The sequence below is a fragment of the Polaromonas potterensis genome (assembly GCF_033446725.1).
In the GTDB taxonomy this organism is placed as follows: Bacteria; Pseudomonadota; Gammaproteobacteria; order Burkholderiales; family Burkholderiaceae_C; genus Polaromonas.
This window is the reverse complement of record NZ_JAWQLX010000006.1, coordinates 66,253-81,335: the sequence shown is the minus strand read 5'-3', so window position 1 is coordinate 81,335 and position 15,083 is coordinate 66,253. Positions and strand designations below refer to the sequence as shown.

Annotated in this window: 15 protein-coding genes; 3 read left to right on the top strand and 12 right to left on the bottom strand. The window is 62.4% G+C overall.

The genetic code is table 11. The features are described from left to right. Positions 1 to 163: 163 nt before the first annotated feature. Positions 164 to 1,156, bottom strand: a complete 993-nt coding sequence (locus R6254_RS12485; protein ID WP_318407216.1) for an inositol monophosphatase family protein — start codon at positions 1,154 to 1,156, stop codon at positions 164 to 166. Between the two features lie 101 nt (positions 1,157 to 1,257). On the opposite strand from R6254_RS12485, the gene R6254_RS12480 reads away from it, so the two are divergent. Then, positions 1,258 to 2,061, top strand: coding sequence for an RNA methyltransferase (locus R6254_RS12480; RefSeq protein ID WP_318407214.1), 804 nt, complete (start codon positions 1,258 to 1,260; stop codon positions 2,059 to 2,061). A gap of 9 nt (positions 2,062 to 2,070) precedes the next feature. Then, entirely contained in the window at positions 2,071 to 2,847 is a 777-nt protein-coding gene (gene cysE / locus R6254_RS12475; RefSeq protein ID WP_318407213.1) for a serine O-acetyltransferase, read from the top strand. A 538-nt stretch (positions 2,848 to 3,385) separates the two neighbouring features. Here the strand turns inward: cysE and mog are convergent. Both mog and yjgA read right to left on the bottom strand, forming a co-directional pair. Further along, on the bottom strand, positions 3,386 to 3,982 hold the full coding sequence (mog, locus tag R6254_RS12470) for a molybdopterin adenylyltransferase (RefSeq protein WP_318407211.1): 597 nt from the start codon (positions 3,980 to 3,982) through the stop codon (positions 3,386 to 3,388). After that, positions 3,979 to 4,566 carry a ribosome biogenesis factor YjgA gene (gene yjgA / locus R6254_RS12465; RefSeq protein WP_318407210.1) on the bottom strand — a complete coding sequence of 196 codons (588 nt, stop codon included), beginning with the start codon at positions 4,564 to 4,566 and terminating at the stop codon, positions 3,979 to 3,981. Before yjgA ends, mog begins: the two co-directional genes overlap by 4 nt. 25 nt (positions 4,567 to 4,591) lie before the next feature. Here yjgA and pmbA point away from each other — a divergent pair, with 25 nt between their 5' ends. Further along, positions 4,592 to 5,992, top strand: a complete 1,401-nt coding sequence (gene pmbA / locus R6254_RS12460) for a metalloprotease PmbA (protein WP_318407208.1) — start codon at positions 4,592 to 4,594, stop codon at positions 5,990 to 5,992. Between the two features lie 105 nt (positions 5,993 to 6,097). Here the strand turns inward: pmbA and R6254_RS12455 are convergent, their stop codons facing one another. The 9 genes from R6254_RS12455 to R6254_RS12415 all read right to left on the bottom strand — a co-directional run bounded on the left by R6254_RS12455 (position 6,098) and on the right by R6254_RS12415 (position 15,054). After that, the gene (locus R6254_RS12455) at positions 6,098 to 6,544 is read right to left on the bottom strand and encodes a GatB/YqeY domain-containing protein (RefSeq protein WP_318407206.1); all 447 of its coding nucleotides are present in this window, start codon (positions 6,542 to 6,544) and stop codon (positions 6,098 to 6,100) included. A 106-nt stretch (positions 6,545 to 6,650) separates the two neighbouring features. After that, complete coding sequence (gene rpsU / locus R6254_RS12450; protein ID WP_318407205.1) at positions 6,651 to 6,863, bottom strand: 30S ribosomal protein S21; 213 nt, start codon at positions 6,861 to 6,863, stop codon at positions 6,651 to 6,653. Between the two features lie 131 nt (positions 6,864 to 6,994). Continuing rightward, positions 6,995 to 8,236: a BaiN/RdsA family NAD(P)/FAD-dependent oxidoreductase gene (locus R6254_RS12445; protein ID WP_318407203.1), complete on the bottom strand. Its 1,242-nt coding sequence runs from the start codon at positions 8,234 to 8,236 to the stop codon at positions 6,995 to 6,997. A gap of 43 nt (positions 8,237 to 8,279) precedes the next feature. After that, positions 8,280 to 8,927, bottom strand: coding sequence for a methyl-accepting chemotaxis protein (locus R6254_RS12440; protein WP_318407201.1), 648 nt, complete (start codon positions 8,925 to 8,927; stop codon positions 8,280 to 8,282). Between the two features lie 71 nt (positions 8,928 to 8,998). Continuing rightward, positions 8,999 to 9,790 carry a uroporphyrinogen-III C-methyltransferase gene (gene cobA, locus R6254_RS12435; protein ID WP_318407199.1) on the bottom strand — a complete coding sequence of 264 codons (792 nt, stop codon included), beginning with the start codon at positions 9,788 to 9,790 and terminating at the stop codon, positions 8,999 to 9,001. Beyond that, positions 9,787 to 10,692, bottom strand: a complete 906-nt coding sequence (gene ybiB / locus R6254_RS12430) for a DNA-binding protein YbiB (protein WP_318407198.1) — start codon at positions 10,690 to 10,692, stop codon at positions 9,787 to 9,789. The genes cobA and ybiB overlap by 4 nt, the downstream gene beginning before the upstream one ends. A gap of 312 nt (positions 10,693 to 11,004) precedes the next feature. Beyond that, positions 11,005 to 13,872, bottom strand: coding sequence for a nitrate reductase (locus R6254_RS12425; RefSeq protein WP_318407196.1), 2,868 nt, complete (start codon positions 13,870 to 13,872; stop codon positions 11,005 to 11,007). Continuing rightward, the gene (gene nirD / locus R6254_RS12420) at positions 13,869 to 14,255 is read right to left on the bottom strand and encodes a nitrite reductase small subunit NirD (RefSeq protein WP_318407194.1); all 387 of its coding nucleotides are present in this window, start codon (positions 14,253 to 14,255) and stop codon (positions 13,869 to 13,871) included. The genes R6254_RS12425 and nirD overlap by 4 nt, the downstream gene beginning before the upstream one ends. 16 nt (positions 14,256 to 14,271) lie before the next feature. Continuing rightward, a complete protein-coding gene (locus R6254_RS12415; protein WP_318407192.1) occupies positions 14,272 to 15,054 on the bottom strand; it encodes a type IV pili methyl-accepting chemotaxis transducer N-terminal domain-containing protein in 783 nt (260 codons plus the stop codon). Positions 15,055 to 15,083 lie beyond the last annotated feature (29 nt).

The window sequence follows — 15,083 nt, the reverse complement described above, 5'->3', positions numbered from 1 at the left end:
TTTGCCACCTGCCTTGTGCCCAGCCATGTATCCGGGTAAGCAGCTGGGGCGTGGTGGTCATTTCAAGCGTTTGGCGGGGCTACACATCAACCACACTGTACCGAATGAATCGGCGCTCAGCCGCGGGGAGCGCTGGCCCCCGGGTTTAAAGGGCTTAAAGGGCTTAAACCGGCGCGTCTGGCGCTTGGTCGTCGCTCACGACGGGCGACGGCGTGTTGCCGGCCCGGATACGTTTGGCTTGTAGCCTGGGTTTGGGCGCCGGGGCATCAGCAGCAGGGACGTCCGCATCGGTCTCGCCAAAGGTCGAATCCAGCGTGGCGTGGCGCACCTTGGCCTTGTCGCCGGCGCCGGCAAACTTGCTGTATTTGGCGAGGGTGGTCACTAGTTGGCCGTAAATGCGCGGGTTGCCGGCCACACATTCGCCTTGCTCCAGGAATTCGCTTTCGCCGGTGAAATTACCGATCAGGCCACCGGCTTCGGTGACCAGCAGCGAGCCGGCCGCCACGTCCCAGGGCTGCAGGCCGGTCTCAAAAAAGCCGTCGGTGAAACCCGCGGCCACATAGGCCAGGTCCAGCGCGGCCGCGCCCGGGCGACGCACGCCGGCGCACTGGCTCATGACTTCGCCAAGCATGTTGAGATAGGGTTTGAGTTTGTCGCCGGGGCGGTAGGGAAAGCCGGTGGAGATCAGGCTTTCCTGCAGGCGGGTGCGTTTGGCCACACGGATGCGGCGGTCGTTCACGTAAGCGCCGCGGCCTTTGGTGGCGCAATAAATGTCGTTGCGGGTGGGGTCGTAAACCACCGCCTGCTCGACTTTGCCCTTGACGGCCAGCGCAATGCTGACGCAGTAAAAGGGAAAGCCGTGGATGAAGTTGGTGGTGCCGTCCAGCGGATCGATGATCCACACGAACTCGGAGTCTTTCGCGCCGTGTTCGCTGCCCGACTCTTCGGCCAGGATGCCGTGGCCGGGGTAGGCCGTGAGCAGGGTTTCGATGATCACGGTTTCCGCCGCGTGATCGACCTCGGTGACGAAGTCGTTGGTCTGTTTGGCCGAGATGCGGACCGATTCCACATCAAGCGCAGCACGGTTGATGATGGCGCCGGCGGCGCGCGCAGCCTTGATGGCCACGTTGAGCATGGGGTGGAGATTGCTGGACATATAGGACTAAGAAAGAGCGTAAGGGCTGCGCTCCGGTAACCGGAGGGCAGGCGACAATAGCGCCATTTTACCGGCTTGGCCCGCTTTTTCCGCACTTATCCATGAAAACCCGATTTATCCTGATCAACACCAGCCACGCCGGCAACGTCGGCGCCACCGCGCGCGCCATGAAAGTCATGGGTTTTGGCGATCTGGTGCTGGTGGCGCCGCGCTGGGCCAATGTGCTGAACCGCGAAGAAACCATACAACGCGCCAGCGGCGCGCTGGACGTGCTGAAAAATGCCCGCATCGTGGCCACGCTGGACGAGGCGCTGGATGGCATGACCCATTTGTGCGCCACCGCCATGACGCCGCGCGACTTTGGCCCGCCCACGCTGGCGCCACGTGTGCATTTCGCCAATTTGCTATCAAAAAACGAGCTGCTTGCGCCCACCACGCCTGGGCTGGAGGCCGATTTGGCTTCAAAACCCGAAGGCGTGGCCTTTTTGTTCGGCTCCGAGCGCTTCGGCATGCAAAACGAGGATGTTTACCGCTGCCATGTGGCGCTGAGTATTCCGACCGATCCGAAGTTCGGCTCGCTCAACCTGGCGGCGGCGGTGCAACTGATCGCCTATGACTGGCGCGAGGCGCTGGGTGGTTTTGCGGTACAGGCCGCCACCACCGAGCCCGTGCTGGCCGACGCGGCTGCGGTGGCCGGCATGCTGGGCCACTGGGAGCAGGCCCTGGCCGAGATCGGTTTTCTGGACCCGGCTTCGCCGAAAAAATTGATGCCGCGCCTGAACCAGTTGTTCAATCGGGCGCAACTGAGTCCCGAGGAGATTCACATCCTGCGCGGCATTGCCAAGGCCATGTCGCAGGCGGCTGCCAAAACCACGGCGCCAGCGGACACGCCCGCCAAGCCATAAACTCGCAGCATGTTTTCTCGACTCCGCTCCGACATCCAGTGCATCCTCGACCGTGACCCCGCCGCCCGCAGTGGCTGGGAGGTGCTGACCTGTTACCCCGGCCTGCACGCCATCTTGCTGCACCGGCTGGCGCACGCCTGCTGGACCCATGGGTTCAAATGGCTGGGACGTTTTATCTCGCAGATCGCACGCTGGCTCACGGGCATTGAAATCCATCCCGGCGCGGTCATCGGCGAGCGCGTGTTTTTCGACCACGCCATGGGGGTGGTGGTTGGTGAAACCGCCGAAATCGGCGACGGCTGCACGATTTACCAGGGCGTGACCTTGGGTGGCACCTCGCTTTACAAGGGCACCAAACGCCATCCGACCCTGGGCAAAAACGTGGTGGTCAGCGCCGGCGCCAAGGTGCTGGGCGGCTTTTTGGTGGGCGACGATGCCAAGATCGGCAGTAATGCCGTGGTCATCAAGCCGGTGCCCGCCGGCGCCACGGCGGTGGGTATCCCGGCACGCATCATCCCGTCCAAAACCGGTGAAAGCGCCGATGTCACGACCGCGCAGAACAAGTTCTCGGCCTATGGCATCACGCTGGACGACGACCCGGTGTCCCAGGCCATGAAGGGCCTGATCGACAACGCCTCCTCGCAGGAGCACCAGATCGCCCTGCTCTGGCAGGCGATCGAGAAGTTGTCGGACAGCGGCAGAGCGCACCGGGACTGTGTGCCGGATGATGCGGCTCGGCAGGAGACGTTTGAGGCTGAGAAGCTTAATCAGTTGATGGGGAAGTAGGGCGGTTGACGTCCTCTTTGATTCGGCGGCCTGTAGCTCGCCAGCAAGCCGGGTCTCGCCCCGGCGGCCGCCTCACTTTCTTTTGCTTCGCCAAAAGAAAGTAAGCAAAGAAAAGGCGACCCCACTGTCTGCGACCCTTCGCTTTCGCTACGGGTAACCTGCGGTGCTCGGTTCAGTCGGGGTCGAGCTCGAACTCGCCTTCGGCTCAGACAATCGCTCGCCCTGATCCGACTGAACCTCCGCTCCTCGGCGCAGCCAGAAGGGGTGGGGGAACGCAAATACCAATTCGGGGAGACATGACGCGCGAGCGCGTCATGTCGACGCACAAACGGCGGTCATTCATGCACGCGCTTGCAGCACACGCGGCCAAATGAAATCCCCCTCCATCGCCCAGCGGGGCGAGGGAGGGGTTAGGGGTGGGAGTGGGGAGTCCGGCCTACTGTCCAAAAGCAGACCGCAGGCGCAGCGTGATGCTATTAAATAAATAGCTGTCTGCGCCCAAGAACTAAGGGCTAGACCCAAATTTGATGCCTGAAAATCAGGCCTGTGGTGCCCGAATTGCCGATTTCGGCCGAAACGCCTTGCACACGGCGTCGTCGGTTTCCAGATAAGGCCCGCCTATCAGGTCGATGCAATACGGCACGGCGGCAAAAATGCCGGCGACGGCTTGGGAGCCGTCGGGGTTTTTCAGGCCTTCCAGCGTTTCGGCGATGGACTTGGGCTGACCGGGCAGGTTCAGGATCAGGCTTTGGCCGCGAATCACCGCGCATTGGCGCGACAAAATCGCCGTCGGCACAAACTTCAGGCTGATTTGCCGCATTTGTTCGCCAAAACCTGGCATTTCCTTGTGTGCCACCGCCAGCGTGGCTTCCGGCGTCACGTCGCGCAAGGCCGGGCCGGTGCCGCCTGTGGTCAACACCAGTGAGCAGCCGGCCTCGACCAGCTCGATCAAGGTGGCGCTGATACGCGCCTGCTCGTCGGGGATCAGGCGTTCTTCGAAGGTGATGGGGTTGCGCAGGGCGCGGCCCAGCCACTCTTTCAGCGCGGGCAGGCCCTTGTCTTCGTAGATACCGCTGGAGGCGCGGTCGCTGACCGAGACAATGCCGATCTTGACCGCGTCGTGTTGCTCGCTCATGGCGTCGCTGGCATCAGCGCTTGCCGCACCAACTGGAAAATTTCGCGGTAGGACTTGCCGTGGCGTGGCGCTTCGCCGGGTTTTTCGGGCTTGGCGTCCTTGCGGGCCTGGCGGATCAGGGCGCGCAATTGTTGCGAGTCGGTGTCCGGGTGTTCGGTCAGCCAGGTGCCCAGGGCCTCGTCGTCGGCGATGAGTTTGTCACGCCATTGTTCGGCCAGGTGCAGGATCAGCGTCAGGTCGGCCGAGCCATTGGCCTGTTCGTCGATGGCCGCACGGATCGGTTCGGGGTCGAGCGGACGCATCAGCTTGCCGATAAATTGCATCTGGCGGCGTCTGCCCTCGAAATTGCTGATACGTTTGGCCTCTTTCAAGGCGTCCAGCAGTTTTTCGGGCAGGTCTAGCCTGGCCATCAGGTCGGCACGCAGGGTCAGCAGCGCTTCGCCGAGCGCCTGTTTTTCATCGGCCTCGGCCTTGAGTTGGGTCTTGCTGGGCGGGCCGACTTCTTCCAAAGCAATTTCTTCGGGTTTGACGAATCGGCCGTTGGACCAGTAGCCCTTAATAGGCTTGGGAGTCTTGTTGTTCATAGCAGTCAGTATCATAGCTACCCATATGACCCTAAAGACCTCCAAGACATCCTCCCGTCCGAAACAATTGGCTCAACCTGAGTCAGGTTTCAGCTACCACCGTGATTTTTTCGAAGAATTGGTGGACAGCGCGCTGGCGCACGCCAAGAAAATCGGCGCCACCGATGCCGCTGCGGAAGCCTCCGAAGGCTGCGGTCTGAGTGTCAGCGTGCGCAAGGGTGAGCTGGAAAACGTCGAGCGTAACCGCGACAAGTCGTTGGGCATCACGGTCTACGTCGGGCAAAAACGCGGCAATGCGTCCACCAGCGATTTCTCCAAGGCGGCGATCGAGCAGACCGTGCAGGCGGCTTACGACATTGCTCGTTTCACGGCCGAAGACAAAACCTCCGGCCTGCCGGCGGACCGCGACATTGCCAGAACCCACCGCGAGCTGGATTTGTTCCACCCCTGGGCCATCGACTCCGAAGGCGCGGCCAAACTGGCGCTGGAATGTGAAGCCGCGGCTTTTGCGACCAGCAAACTCATCACCAACAGCGAAGGCGCGGGTGTGTCGGCCCAGCAAAGCCATTTCTTCAGCGCCCACAGCAAGGGCTTTCGCGGCGGTTACGCCAGCTCGCGCCACAGCATTTCGGCCGCGGCGATTGCCGGCAAGGGCAGCCAGATGCAGCGTGACGCCTGGTACAGCTCCATGCGGGACGCCGGTGATCTCGCCAGCCCGGAGGCCGTGGGCCGTTACGCTGCTGAACGTGCTTTGTCGCGCCTGAAAAGCCGCAAGATCAAGACCACGCAATGCCCGGTCTTGTTCGAGTCGCCGCTGGCCGCTGGCTTGCTGGGCGGTTTTGTGCAGGCCATCAGCGGTGGTGCCTTGTACCGCAAAAGCACCTTCTTGTTGGACAGCCTGGGCAAGCCGGCGTTTCCCGACCACATCGACATCAGCGAAGACCCGTTTGTGCTCAAAGGCAAGGGCAGCGCCCCGTTTGATGAAGAAGGTGTGAAAACCCGTGCGCGACAGGTGGTTGAGGCCGGCATCGTGCTCGGCTACTTCTTGAGCACTTACTCGGCGCGCAAGCTGGGCATGCGCACCACGGGCAATGCTGGCGGTTCGCACAACCTGGTGCTGACCAGCCGCAAAACCGCTGCTGGCGACGACCTGGACGCCATGCTGAAGAAACTGGGCACCGGCCTGTTTGTGACCGAGCTGATGGGGCAGGGCGTGAACTACGTGACCGGCGATTATTCGCGCGGTGCCTCCGGTTTCTGGGTAGAAAAAGGCCAGATCGCTTTCCCTGTGGAGGAAATCACGATTGCCGGCAACCTGAAAGACATGCTGATGGGCATCCAGGCGGTGGGCGCGGACATGTACAACTATGGCGCGAAAAGTGTGGGGTCGATTTTGATCAACCGCATGAAAATAGCCGGCTCCTGATTTTCAGGCGATGCTCGTGAAAAAGCCCGAAATCAGCAATGATTTCGGGCTCCAGCCCAATTGGCACGGGCGCAAGCAGCTACTGATTTTGTAGCGAATGAAGCCTCAGGGAGCCAGCGCGGCCTTGACTGCTGCCGATACCTGGCCCATGTCGGCCTTGCCGGCCAGCTTGGCTTTCACTGCGCCCATGACCTTGCCCATGTCGCCGGGGCCCGAAGCGCCCAGTTCGGCCACGATGGCCTTGACTTCGGCCAAGACCTCTTCGGCGCTCAGGCGCGCCGGCAGGTAGGCCTGCAGCACGGTCAGTTCGGCCGCTTCCTTGTCTGCCAGGTCGGTGCGTGCGGCCTTCTGGAAGGCTTCGATCGAGTCCTTGCGCTGCTTGATCAGCTTGTCGACGATGGCGACCACGGCGGCATCGTCGAGCACCACACGTTCATCCACTTCTTTTTGCTTGACGGCGGCCAGCAGCAGTCGGATGGTGCCCAGGCGCTCGCTGTCCTTGGCGCGCATGGCGGTTTTCATGTCTTCGGTGATTTGGTCTTTGAGTGACATGGCGATCTCCAGGAAACGGGTTGAATAGGCATCAAAAACACAAAAGCCCGCAGAGCGTCCTCGTGCGGGCTTGGAGTTGCCGTGAGGCAATACCGGAACTGCTGGTTTAGAACAGTTTCTTGGGCAACTGCATGGCGCGGATGCGTTTGTAGTTACGCTTGACGGCGGCTGCCTTCTTGCGTTTACGCTCGGCCGTTGGTTTTTCGTAAAACTCGCGGGCGCGCAGGTCGGTCAGCAGGCCGAGTTTTTCGATGGTGCGTTTGAAGCGGCGCAGGGCGACGTCAAAGGGCTCGTTATCTTTTACGCGAATGGTCGTCATTGATGAATTGATCCAAAAGGTGCGCCTTAATTGATCTGATCAGGATCAGGCCAGGCGCGGGTTTGCTAGCAAAGCCTAAGATTATAGCGGGAATTTAGCGTCACTTTGTGACAACTGGATGGGCGGCACGCTCAATGGTCGGCCAAGGCAGTTTGCCTGGCGACCAGCGCCTGTGCGCAGGCATAAGCCGAAGCCCAGGCCCACTGGAAATTGTAACCTCCCAGCCAACCGGTCACGTCGACCACTTCGCCAATGAAAAACAGGCCGGGCTGCTTCGATTCCATCGTTTGCGAGGAGAGGTCGCGCGTGTCCACACCGCCCAGTGTCACCTCGGCTTTTTTGTAACCTTCGGTGCCGGTGGGCACCAGTTGCCAATCCGCGAGTTGGGCGGCCAGTGTTTCCAGGGCCTTGTCGGTGGCGTCACCCACGGGTTTTTGCCAGGCGGCGTCGCGGCTGACCCAGGCGTCAGCCAGCCGGCTGGGCACCAGGGTGGCGAGTTCATTGGCGATGAGTTTGCGCGAGACCGCTTTGGCGCGCAGCAACTGGCCGGCGAGGTCGGTGCCGGGGGCCAGGTTGATACGGATGGCCTGGCCTTCGCGCCAGAAGCTGGAGATCTGCAACACCGCCGGACCGCTGAGACCGCGGTGGGTAAACAACAGGTCTTCGGCGAAAACTGTGGCTTTTTTGCGTTGTTTGGGCGTGGCGTCCAGTGTCCCGGCTTCGATCAGCACCGGCAAGGCCAGGCCGCTCAGCCCGGCATAAGGCGCCCAGCCTTCACCGTCAAAGGTCATAGGCACCAGGCCGGGGCGCACCGGCACCAGGCGCAGGCCAAACTGCTGGGCCAGCCGATAGCCAAAGTCGGTCGCGCCTATCTTGGGAATCGACAGGCCGCCGGTGGCGATGACCACCTGGCCGGCGCTGACCGGGCCGCGGTCGGTTTGCAGGTGATAGCTGCCGTCCGCCTCCACCGCCACGTCCTTGACGCTGCAGGGCTGCCAGCGTGTGACACCGCCCAGGTCACATTCGGCCACCAGCATGTTGATCACGTCTTCGGCCGAGCGGTCACAAAACAGCTGACCTTTGTGTTTTTCGTGGAAAGCGATGTTGTAACGCTGCAGCAGGGCGATGAAATCCTGCGGCGTGTAACGCGACAGCGCCGAGCGGCAAAAATGCGGGTTCTCGCTGAGGAATTGCGCCGGCGTGGCGTCACGGTTGGTGAAATTGCAGCGGCCGCCGCCTGAGATACGGATTTTTTCGGCGATTTTTTCGCTGTGATCCAGCAATAACACCTTCAGCCCCCGTTGCCCGGCCACACCCGCACAGAACAAGCCGGCTGCGCCGGCACCCACCATCACCACGTCGAAATTTTGCATGGACAGCAGTGTAGGTGCTGCCGCGCGGCGGCGGGACGGCCGTTCAGGCGCTTGGTTGGTTGCGCACCGCCAGGTCCATGGCCTTGCGGGACAGGCCGTCTATTTCGCCGGTGATGCCGGACAACACATTGGCAACGACTGAAAACTCGCGTCCGTGTTCGCCGGCGCGCGCTGCCATGATCTGGGCATTGAAACTCACCATCTTGGCTTCGCGGGCCACGGTCTGGATGTCGGACACGATGCCTGTGAGTTCTTTCATCAACAACTCGGCCTTGCCTTTGGTGATCCGGTCAAAGGTGGTGGTGGCGGTGTTCAGGGCTTCCAGCACCGTGTCGGTGCTGGCGACCAGGGTGTCCAGCGCACCTTGTGCCAGACTGGCCGCGCCGGTTTCGATGTATTGCAGGGTGGTGCGCATTTGCCGCATGAACTGTTCGATGATGCTTCCCACCCCGCGCGGACCGTCGTAGGTGTCGCGTATCAGGCGGGCGCTGGCTTCATCCACGGAGGCCGGATCCAGCAGCACTTGCTGGCTCTCGCAAAACAACTGAAATGATTTTTGCGCCGCCTGCAGCTTGCCGCTGGCGCCGGAAGCGGCCAGCACCGTCTGCAAAATCATGCGCTGGGACAACATGCGCTGGCGTGCGGCCAGGTTGACGATGGACATCGATTCGGTGGCGGTTGCTGCGGTCATGAGGCCTTCTCCAGGAGTTTTTCCTGGAGAGTGATGTGCAATAAGCGGGCCAGTGATGGCCGACATCGACCTCAGGCGGCCTGCACGGCCTGGGGTGTTTGTTGCAAGGCGAGCAGACCCTGCAACACGTCGCCGACCACAATCACACTGGGGCTCGCCAGGTGTTCATGCTCGACGCTGGCCCGCAGTTCCGCGAGTGTGCAGACGATGTGGCGCTGCGTGGGCAAACTGGCGCTCTGGATCACGGCCACCGGCGTCGTGGCGGGCAAGGCGGTCAACAATTCGTCCTGGATATGCCGCGACCCGCTCACGCCCATGTAAATCACCAGGGTGAGTTTGGCTTTGTGCGCGGTGTCGGCCAGGGCGCGCCAGTCGGTGCCGCTATCGCCGGGTTTGGCGTGGCCGGTGATAAACACCACGCCGTGTGCATGCTGGCGGTGTGTCAAGGGCACACCCAGCGAGGTCACGGCGGCCAGGCCGGCGGTGATGCCGTTGATGACGGTCACTTTGATACCGGCAGCTTGCAGGTGTTCGACCTCCTCGCCGCCGCGCCCGAAGATGAAAGGGTCGCCGCCTTTGAGGCGCACCACGTTTTCGCCTTCGCGCACGGCCATGATCATCAGTTTTTCAATAAATTCCTGCGGCGTGGACTTGCAGCCGCCACGTTTGCCGACATGCACGATGCGTGCGCCTGGCTTGGCGAAGGCCACGATCTCGTCGCTGACCAGGTCATCGACCAGCAACACGGTGGCCGCCTGGATGGCCTTGAGCGCCTTGAGCGTCAGCAGTTCCGGGTCGCCCGGGCCTGCGCCGACCAGGGTGCAGAGTCCGGTGGGATGGAGGTGGTGGGTGTTGCTTGTCATAGGTGTGAAGCCAGTTGCAAGATATGTTCCACCTGGCTGGCAATCGAGGCCGGCACCGCATGTTGGCCCGACAACACCGCGCGGATATACGCGGCGGTGCTTTCGCTGTCAATGTCCTTGGGCAGATCCGGCACGCTAGCCAGAGTGCCGGGCTGCGCGGCCTGCAGCAAGCGGCGCTGGCCGGCGATAAAAGCCTCCATCTGCGGCGTGCGGCGCGCGTCGGCCACCACCTCGCCTTCGGTGCCGCGCAGCAGCAAGGCATTGGCCTGGATCAGCTCAAAGGTCTGGCCCATGGAGATGGCGTATTCAGGGTGGGTATAGCTGCTGACCACCAGCGCTTTGCCCAGGCAGGGGTTCATGAGCTTGACCAGGCTGTGCGCGGGGTTGCGCAGGCCGACGGCGCGCCGCACATCCAGCAGGCGTTTGAGCCCCGGACACAGCAGCTCGGTGGCGGCAAAAACCACCTCGCCAGATGCTATGGTTCTGATAGCTGTCAGCGCATGTATATCCAGGGCTGAGAGCACTTTTGATGCAAAAATCCGGCTGGACTCCGTAGCCGTGCCATGCACCAGCACCGGCAGGCCTTCACGTGCCAGCAACAGTGCCAGCAAGGGTGTGAGCACCGGCAGCTTGCGCGCGCCGTTGTAGCTGGGCAGCACCACCGTGGGTTGGTCCGTGGCGGGGAAACGCTGCATGCGCTGGTAGGTGGCATCGAGGAAACCCGCCATCTCTTCGGGCGTTTCGCCCTTGATACGCATGGCCAGGCAAAAGCCGCCTATCTCCAGATCGGTCACCGTGCCGTCCAGCACCTGGCCAAATAGGTCGCAAGCCTGTTCACGCGACAGCGGCCGTGCGCCGTCTTTGCCGCGGCCTATGACTTTGATGTAGTGAGCGATGGACATTGATCAATTGTCCGCTAAGGCAGATAACTTTTTCTTATGAGCTTAGAGCCTGCTCACGGCCTACACGGGGTCGCGTTGGGGTGCAATCGGGATGAGTGGGTCGCCCGGGCACGCCGCATGGGCTGATGCCCATGCAAGGGCTTGGGTGGCTCAATCGCCCGATTTCACCCCAACCCGTAGGGCAAGTGCCTTTTCGGGCAGTCTGCGGCGTTGCGCTACTTGCCAATAGCCGGGCTATTGGCGGCGTACCGCGCCTTGCATCCCCTCCCGGAAAGGTACTTGCGCGACCCCGTGTAGGCTGTGAGCAGGCTCTCAAGCCAACACCTTGATCGGAATCACCGTGCGTTTGACCACTGCGTGGCTCCGGATCAAACGTTTGATTTCGGGCACACAGGAGCCGCAGTTGGTGCCGCATTTCAGTTGCTCTTGCAGCCCCAGCAGGCGTTCATCGGCGCTGGCCAGAAAGGCAGCGCCACCCAGGGCTTGGTCCATGTCGCTCAGGCAAGTATTGATCTGCTCATCACTCACGCTGAAGCAGGTGCACACCGGTTTGCCGCGTGAAGGCAGGGCGACCGGCGCCTTGGCGCCTGACAGTAAAAGCAGGCGGCCGTAAGTTTGCGCCGGCAACTCGTCCTGCAGCAGGGTTTTGATCCAGGCCTGGGCACTGACATCGCCGGCCAGCACAAAGCCGGCCAGCCTGGCCTGATCGCCGTCGCGTATCAGCCGCGCGGTGCGGCGCTGGCCTTTCTTTTTGTCGGCATAACGCAAGACATCCGCGCCGCCCAAGCCGAGAATGGTTTCAATTTTTTCCAGCATCCCGTCCGGCGGAGCTTCAAAACCGGCCGCACGAAACAAGACACCGGTGCGCTGGCGGCCCGGCTCGCTCAACGGCACTTCGTTGGAGAAAGGCACACAACTGCTGAAAGCAAAGGCCGCCATCAGCGGCTTGAGTTGTTCACGCGCGGTCAAGACCTGTTCATCGGGCAGCCAGGCCATGGCCAGCAGCGACCAGGGCAATTCAGCCTTGAGGATTTTGACCGCCGCGTGTTTGAGTTCGGGCTGTTTGGAACTCGGGCAATACGCCGAGGTGGTGAGGGCGTTGACCCCGGCCAGGCGTTCACCGGTGCTGGACAGGCCGCTCAGGTAGTCGTCGCCCCAATGCATGGCCATGAAGGCCTGGCTCACCGCCAGTTCGGGCGAGGCCTGCAAGGGCACAACGATGGAGCCGCGTTTGGACGTGACATGCACCAGGTCGCCATCTTTCAGCAGGCGCCGCGCCATGTCCTGCGCATTCATCTGGATGGATGGCTCGGCGACATGGCCGAAGAGCCGGCCCAGGGTGCCGGTGCGGCTCATGCCGTGCCACTGGTCGCGCAGGCGACCGGTGGTCAATGAGAAGGGGTAGCGCGATTCGCGTGGTTCGGCGACGGGTTTGTAAACCGTGTTGACGAATTTTGCCTTGCCGTCCTCGGTCGGGAAAACACCGTCTTCGTACAAGCGGACCTGGCCCGTGCTTTCACCTTCACGCAGCGGCCACTGCTGCGGCGCGTCTTCCAGCATTGCGTAACTCATGCCGGTGATGTCCAGGTCGCGGCCACGCGTGGATTCGCGGTGTTCGTTCCATATTTTTTCAGGACTGTCGTAGGCGAACAGGCCTTGCGGCGCAGGGGCGGGCAGAAGTTTTTCCAGGCGCTGTGCAAAAGCCACGGCGATGGCCCAGTCGTGCCTCGTTTCTCCGGGCGCGGCCACGGCCGGCCGCACGCGGCTGACGCGGCGTTCGCTGTTGGTCACGGTGCCGGTTTTTTCGCCCCAGGTGGTGGCCGGCAGCAAGAGGTCGGCGTAGTCGCAGGTGGACGGCGTGGCAAAAGCTTCCTGCACGATCACCAGTTCGGCGCGTTCCAGTGCCCGACGCACGGTGGCCTGGTCGGGCATGGACTGGGCCGGGTTGGTGCAGGCTATCCACAAGGCCTTGATGTCGCCGTCGGCCGCCGCCTGGAACATCTCGACGGCCGTCTTGCCGGGTTTCTCCGGCACCGAGGAGACGCCCCATAACGCGGCGACTTCAGCGCGGTGTTGCGGGTTCGCCAGGTCGCGGTGTGCACTCAACAGGTTGGCCAAGCCGCCGACTTCACGGCCACCCATGGCATTGGGCTGGCCGGTCAGTGAAAAAGGCCCGGCACCCGGCTTGCCGATCTGGGCGGTGGCCAGGTGCAGGTTGATCAGCGCGGCATTTTTGGCCGTGCCGCTGCTGGACTGGTTCAAGCCCTGGCAATACAGGCTCAGCGTCGCGGCCGAGGTGGCGAACAGCTTGGCTGCCGCGAACAGGTCTTCCTTCGTGATGCCGCAGGTTTGCGCCACCAGGTCGGGGGTGTAGTCGCGCACCGTGGTTTTGAGGGCTTCAAAACCGTTGGTGTGTGCGGCGATGTAAGCAGGCTGCGTCCAGCCCTCCCACAACATGATGTGCAACAGGCCGTTGAACAGTGCGACATCGGTGCCGGGCTGGATGGGCAAATACAAATCGGCGATGCCGGCCGTATCGGTGCGGCGTGGATCGCAAAATATGATCTTGAGCGCCGGGTTGGCCGCTTTGGCATCCTCGATGCGCCGAAACAAGATCGGGTGCGCGTAAGCCGTGTTGCTGCCGACGATAAAAATGCACTGTGCGTGATTCACGTCGTCATAACAGGTGGGCGGCGCGTCGGCGCCCAGGGTTTGTTTATAACCCGCGACCGCGCTGCTCATGCACAGACGCGAGTTGGTGTCGATGTTGTTGGTGCCTATCAAACCTTTGGCGAGTTTGTTGAAGACGTAATAGTCTTCGGTCAGCAATTGGCCCGAGACATAAAACCCTATGGCATCCGGCCCGTGTTCACGGATGATTTCCGCAAAGCGCCCGGAGGCGAAAGCCAGCGCCTTGTCCCAGGACACGCGTTGGGGTGCTTGATGCCGGTGTTCGCGGCGCATGGGGTACAGCAGCCGTGTCTGCCGGGTCACGGCCGCAGAGGCGGTCAGCGCCAGCGTGGAGCCCTTGGTGCAGAGCCGGCCGAAATTGGCCGGATGGTCCGGGTCGCCACGCACACCCGTGATCGTATCGCCCTGCGATTCGATGATCACACCACAGCCCACACCGCAGTAGGGACAGGTGGAGCGGGTTTCGTTGGCGACCACGTCAAGCTTCATGTGCTGGCCAGTTCTTTGCGGGCTGGCCCGGCCACGGGTCGCGTCAGTTCGGTGGCCAGGGTTGCCAGTTCGGTGCTATCCAGATGCACGGCGCCGTCCTCTACCCGAACGCTGAATTTGGGCGTGCAACCCTGGTCCGGCGCCCTGGCGCAGCCGCCCTCCAGGTCGATGGTCCAGTTGTGCAGCGGGCAGGCCACACTGGTACCGAACACAATGCCCTGGCTTAACGGGCCGCCCTTGTGCGGACAGCGGTCCAGCAGGGCAAACACGCCGTCTTCGTCGTTGCGGAACACGGCCACGTCGATGCCGTGTGCACGCGCCACCCGTCGCGAACCGAGCACCGGGATGTCGGTGACCAGGCAGATTTTTTTCCATTCACTCATGATTTTGTTCCTGTGTTTATCCGAGAACGCGCGCATACAGGCCGGTGACCCGGTCCATGACCTGGAGCAGGTTTTCGCTGCTCACAAAAACATCGGACGCCGCTTTGAGGCTGCTCACCCTGGCCTTGAGGGCGTTGTCAAAAAAAAGCCACTGGTTGTCGGCCAGGGCCAGTTCCTGTTTGATCTCTGTCGTGGCCTCGGGGGCGTTGCGCAGGAGTTCCAGCGCCGGCACAAACTCCTCACGCGCCTTGCCGATTTCCTTCTGGCTGGCGACGCTGTCCACGTTCCAGTGGCTGGCCAGGTAAAACTGCGCCATGCGTTGCGACAACATGCGTTGGCGGCCGGCGACGTTGACCAGCTTCGCGCCCGGCTTGCCCGCCTGCTGCTCGAACAAGCCGGTGCCCTTGTGCGCCAGCGCCAGCACTTTGCCGGCCTGGTCCAGCACCGACTTGGCCTTGTCCTGGGACGGCGCCGCACCGACCAGCAGCCCTTTGTAGTCCGACCAGGCGGACTCCAGTTGCACATAGGTGTCGCGGGTTTCTCCGGCCGGCGCAAAGGTCTTGAGCTCGACCTGTTGCCGGTCGAACATGGCCATGGACTGGTCCAGCACGCGGCGGGCTGACTCGGCCTGTATGCCCAGGCCCAGGCCGAACCAGGCCTTGGCCATGCGCTGCGACAACATGCGCTGGCGACCGGCCTTGTTGATGGCGTCGCCGAGTCCGGCGACCTGCGCATGAACCGGCGCCAGGGTGGCGAGCGCGAAGCCGCAGAAAACGCGGCGCTGAAGGGGGTAGGTCATGGCTGTCTTCATTCTGAAAAGTTGGTGAT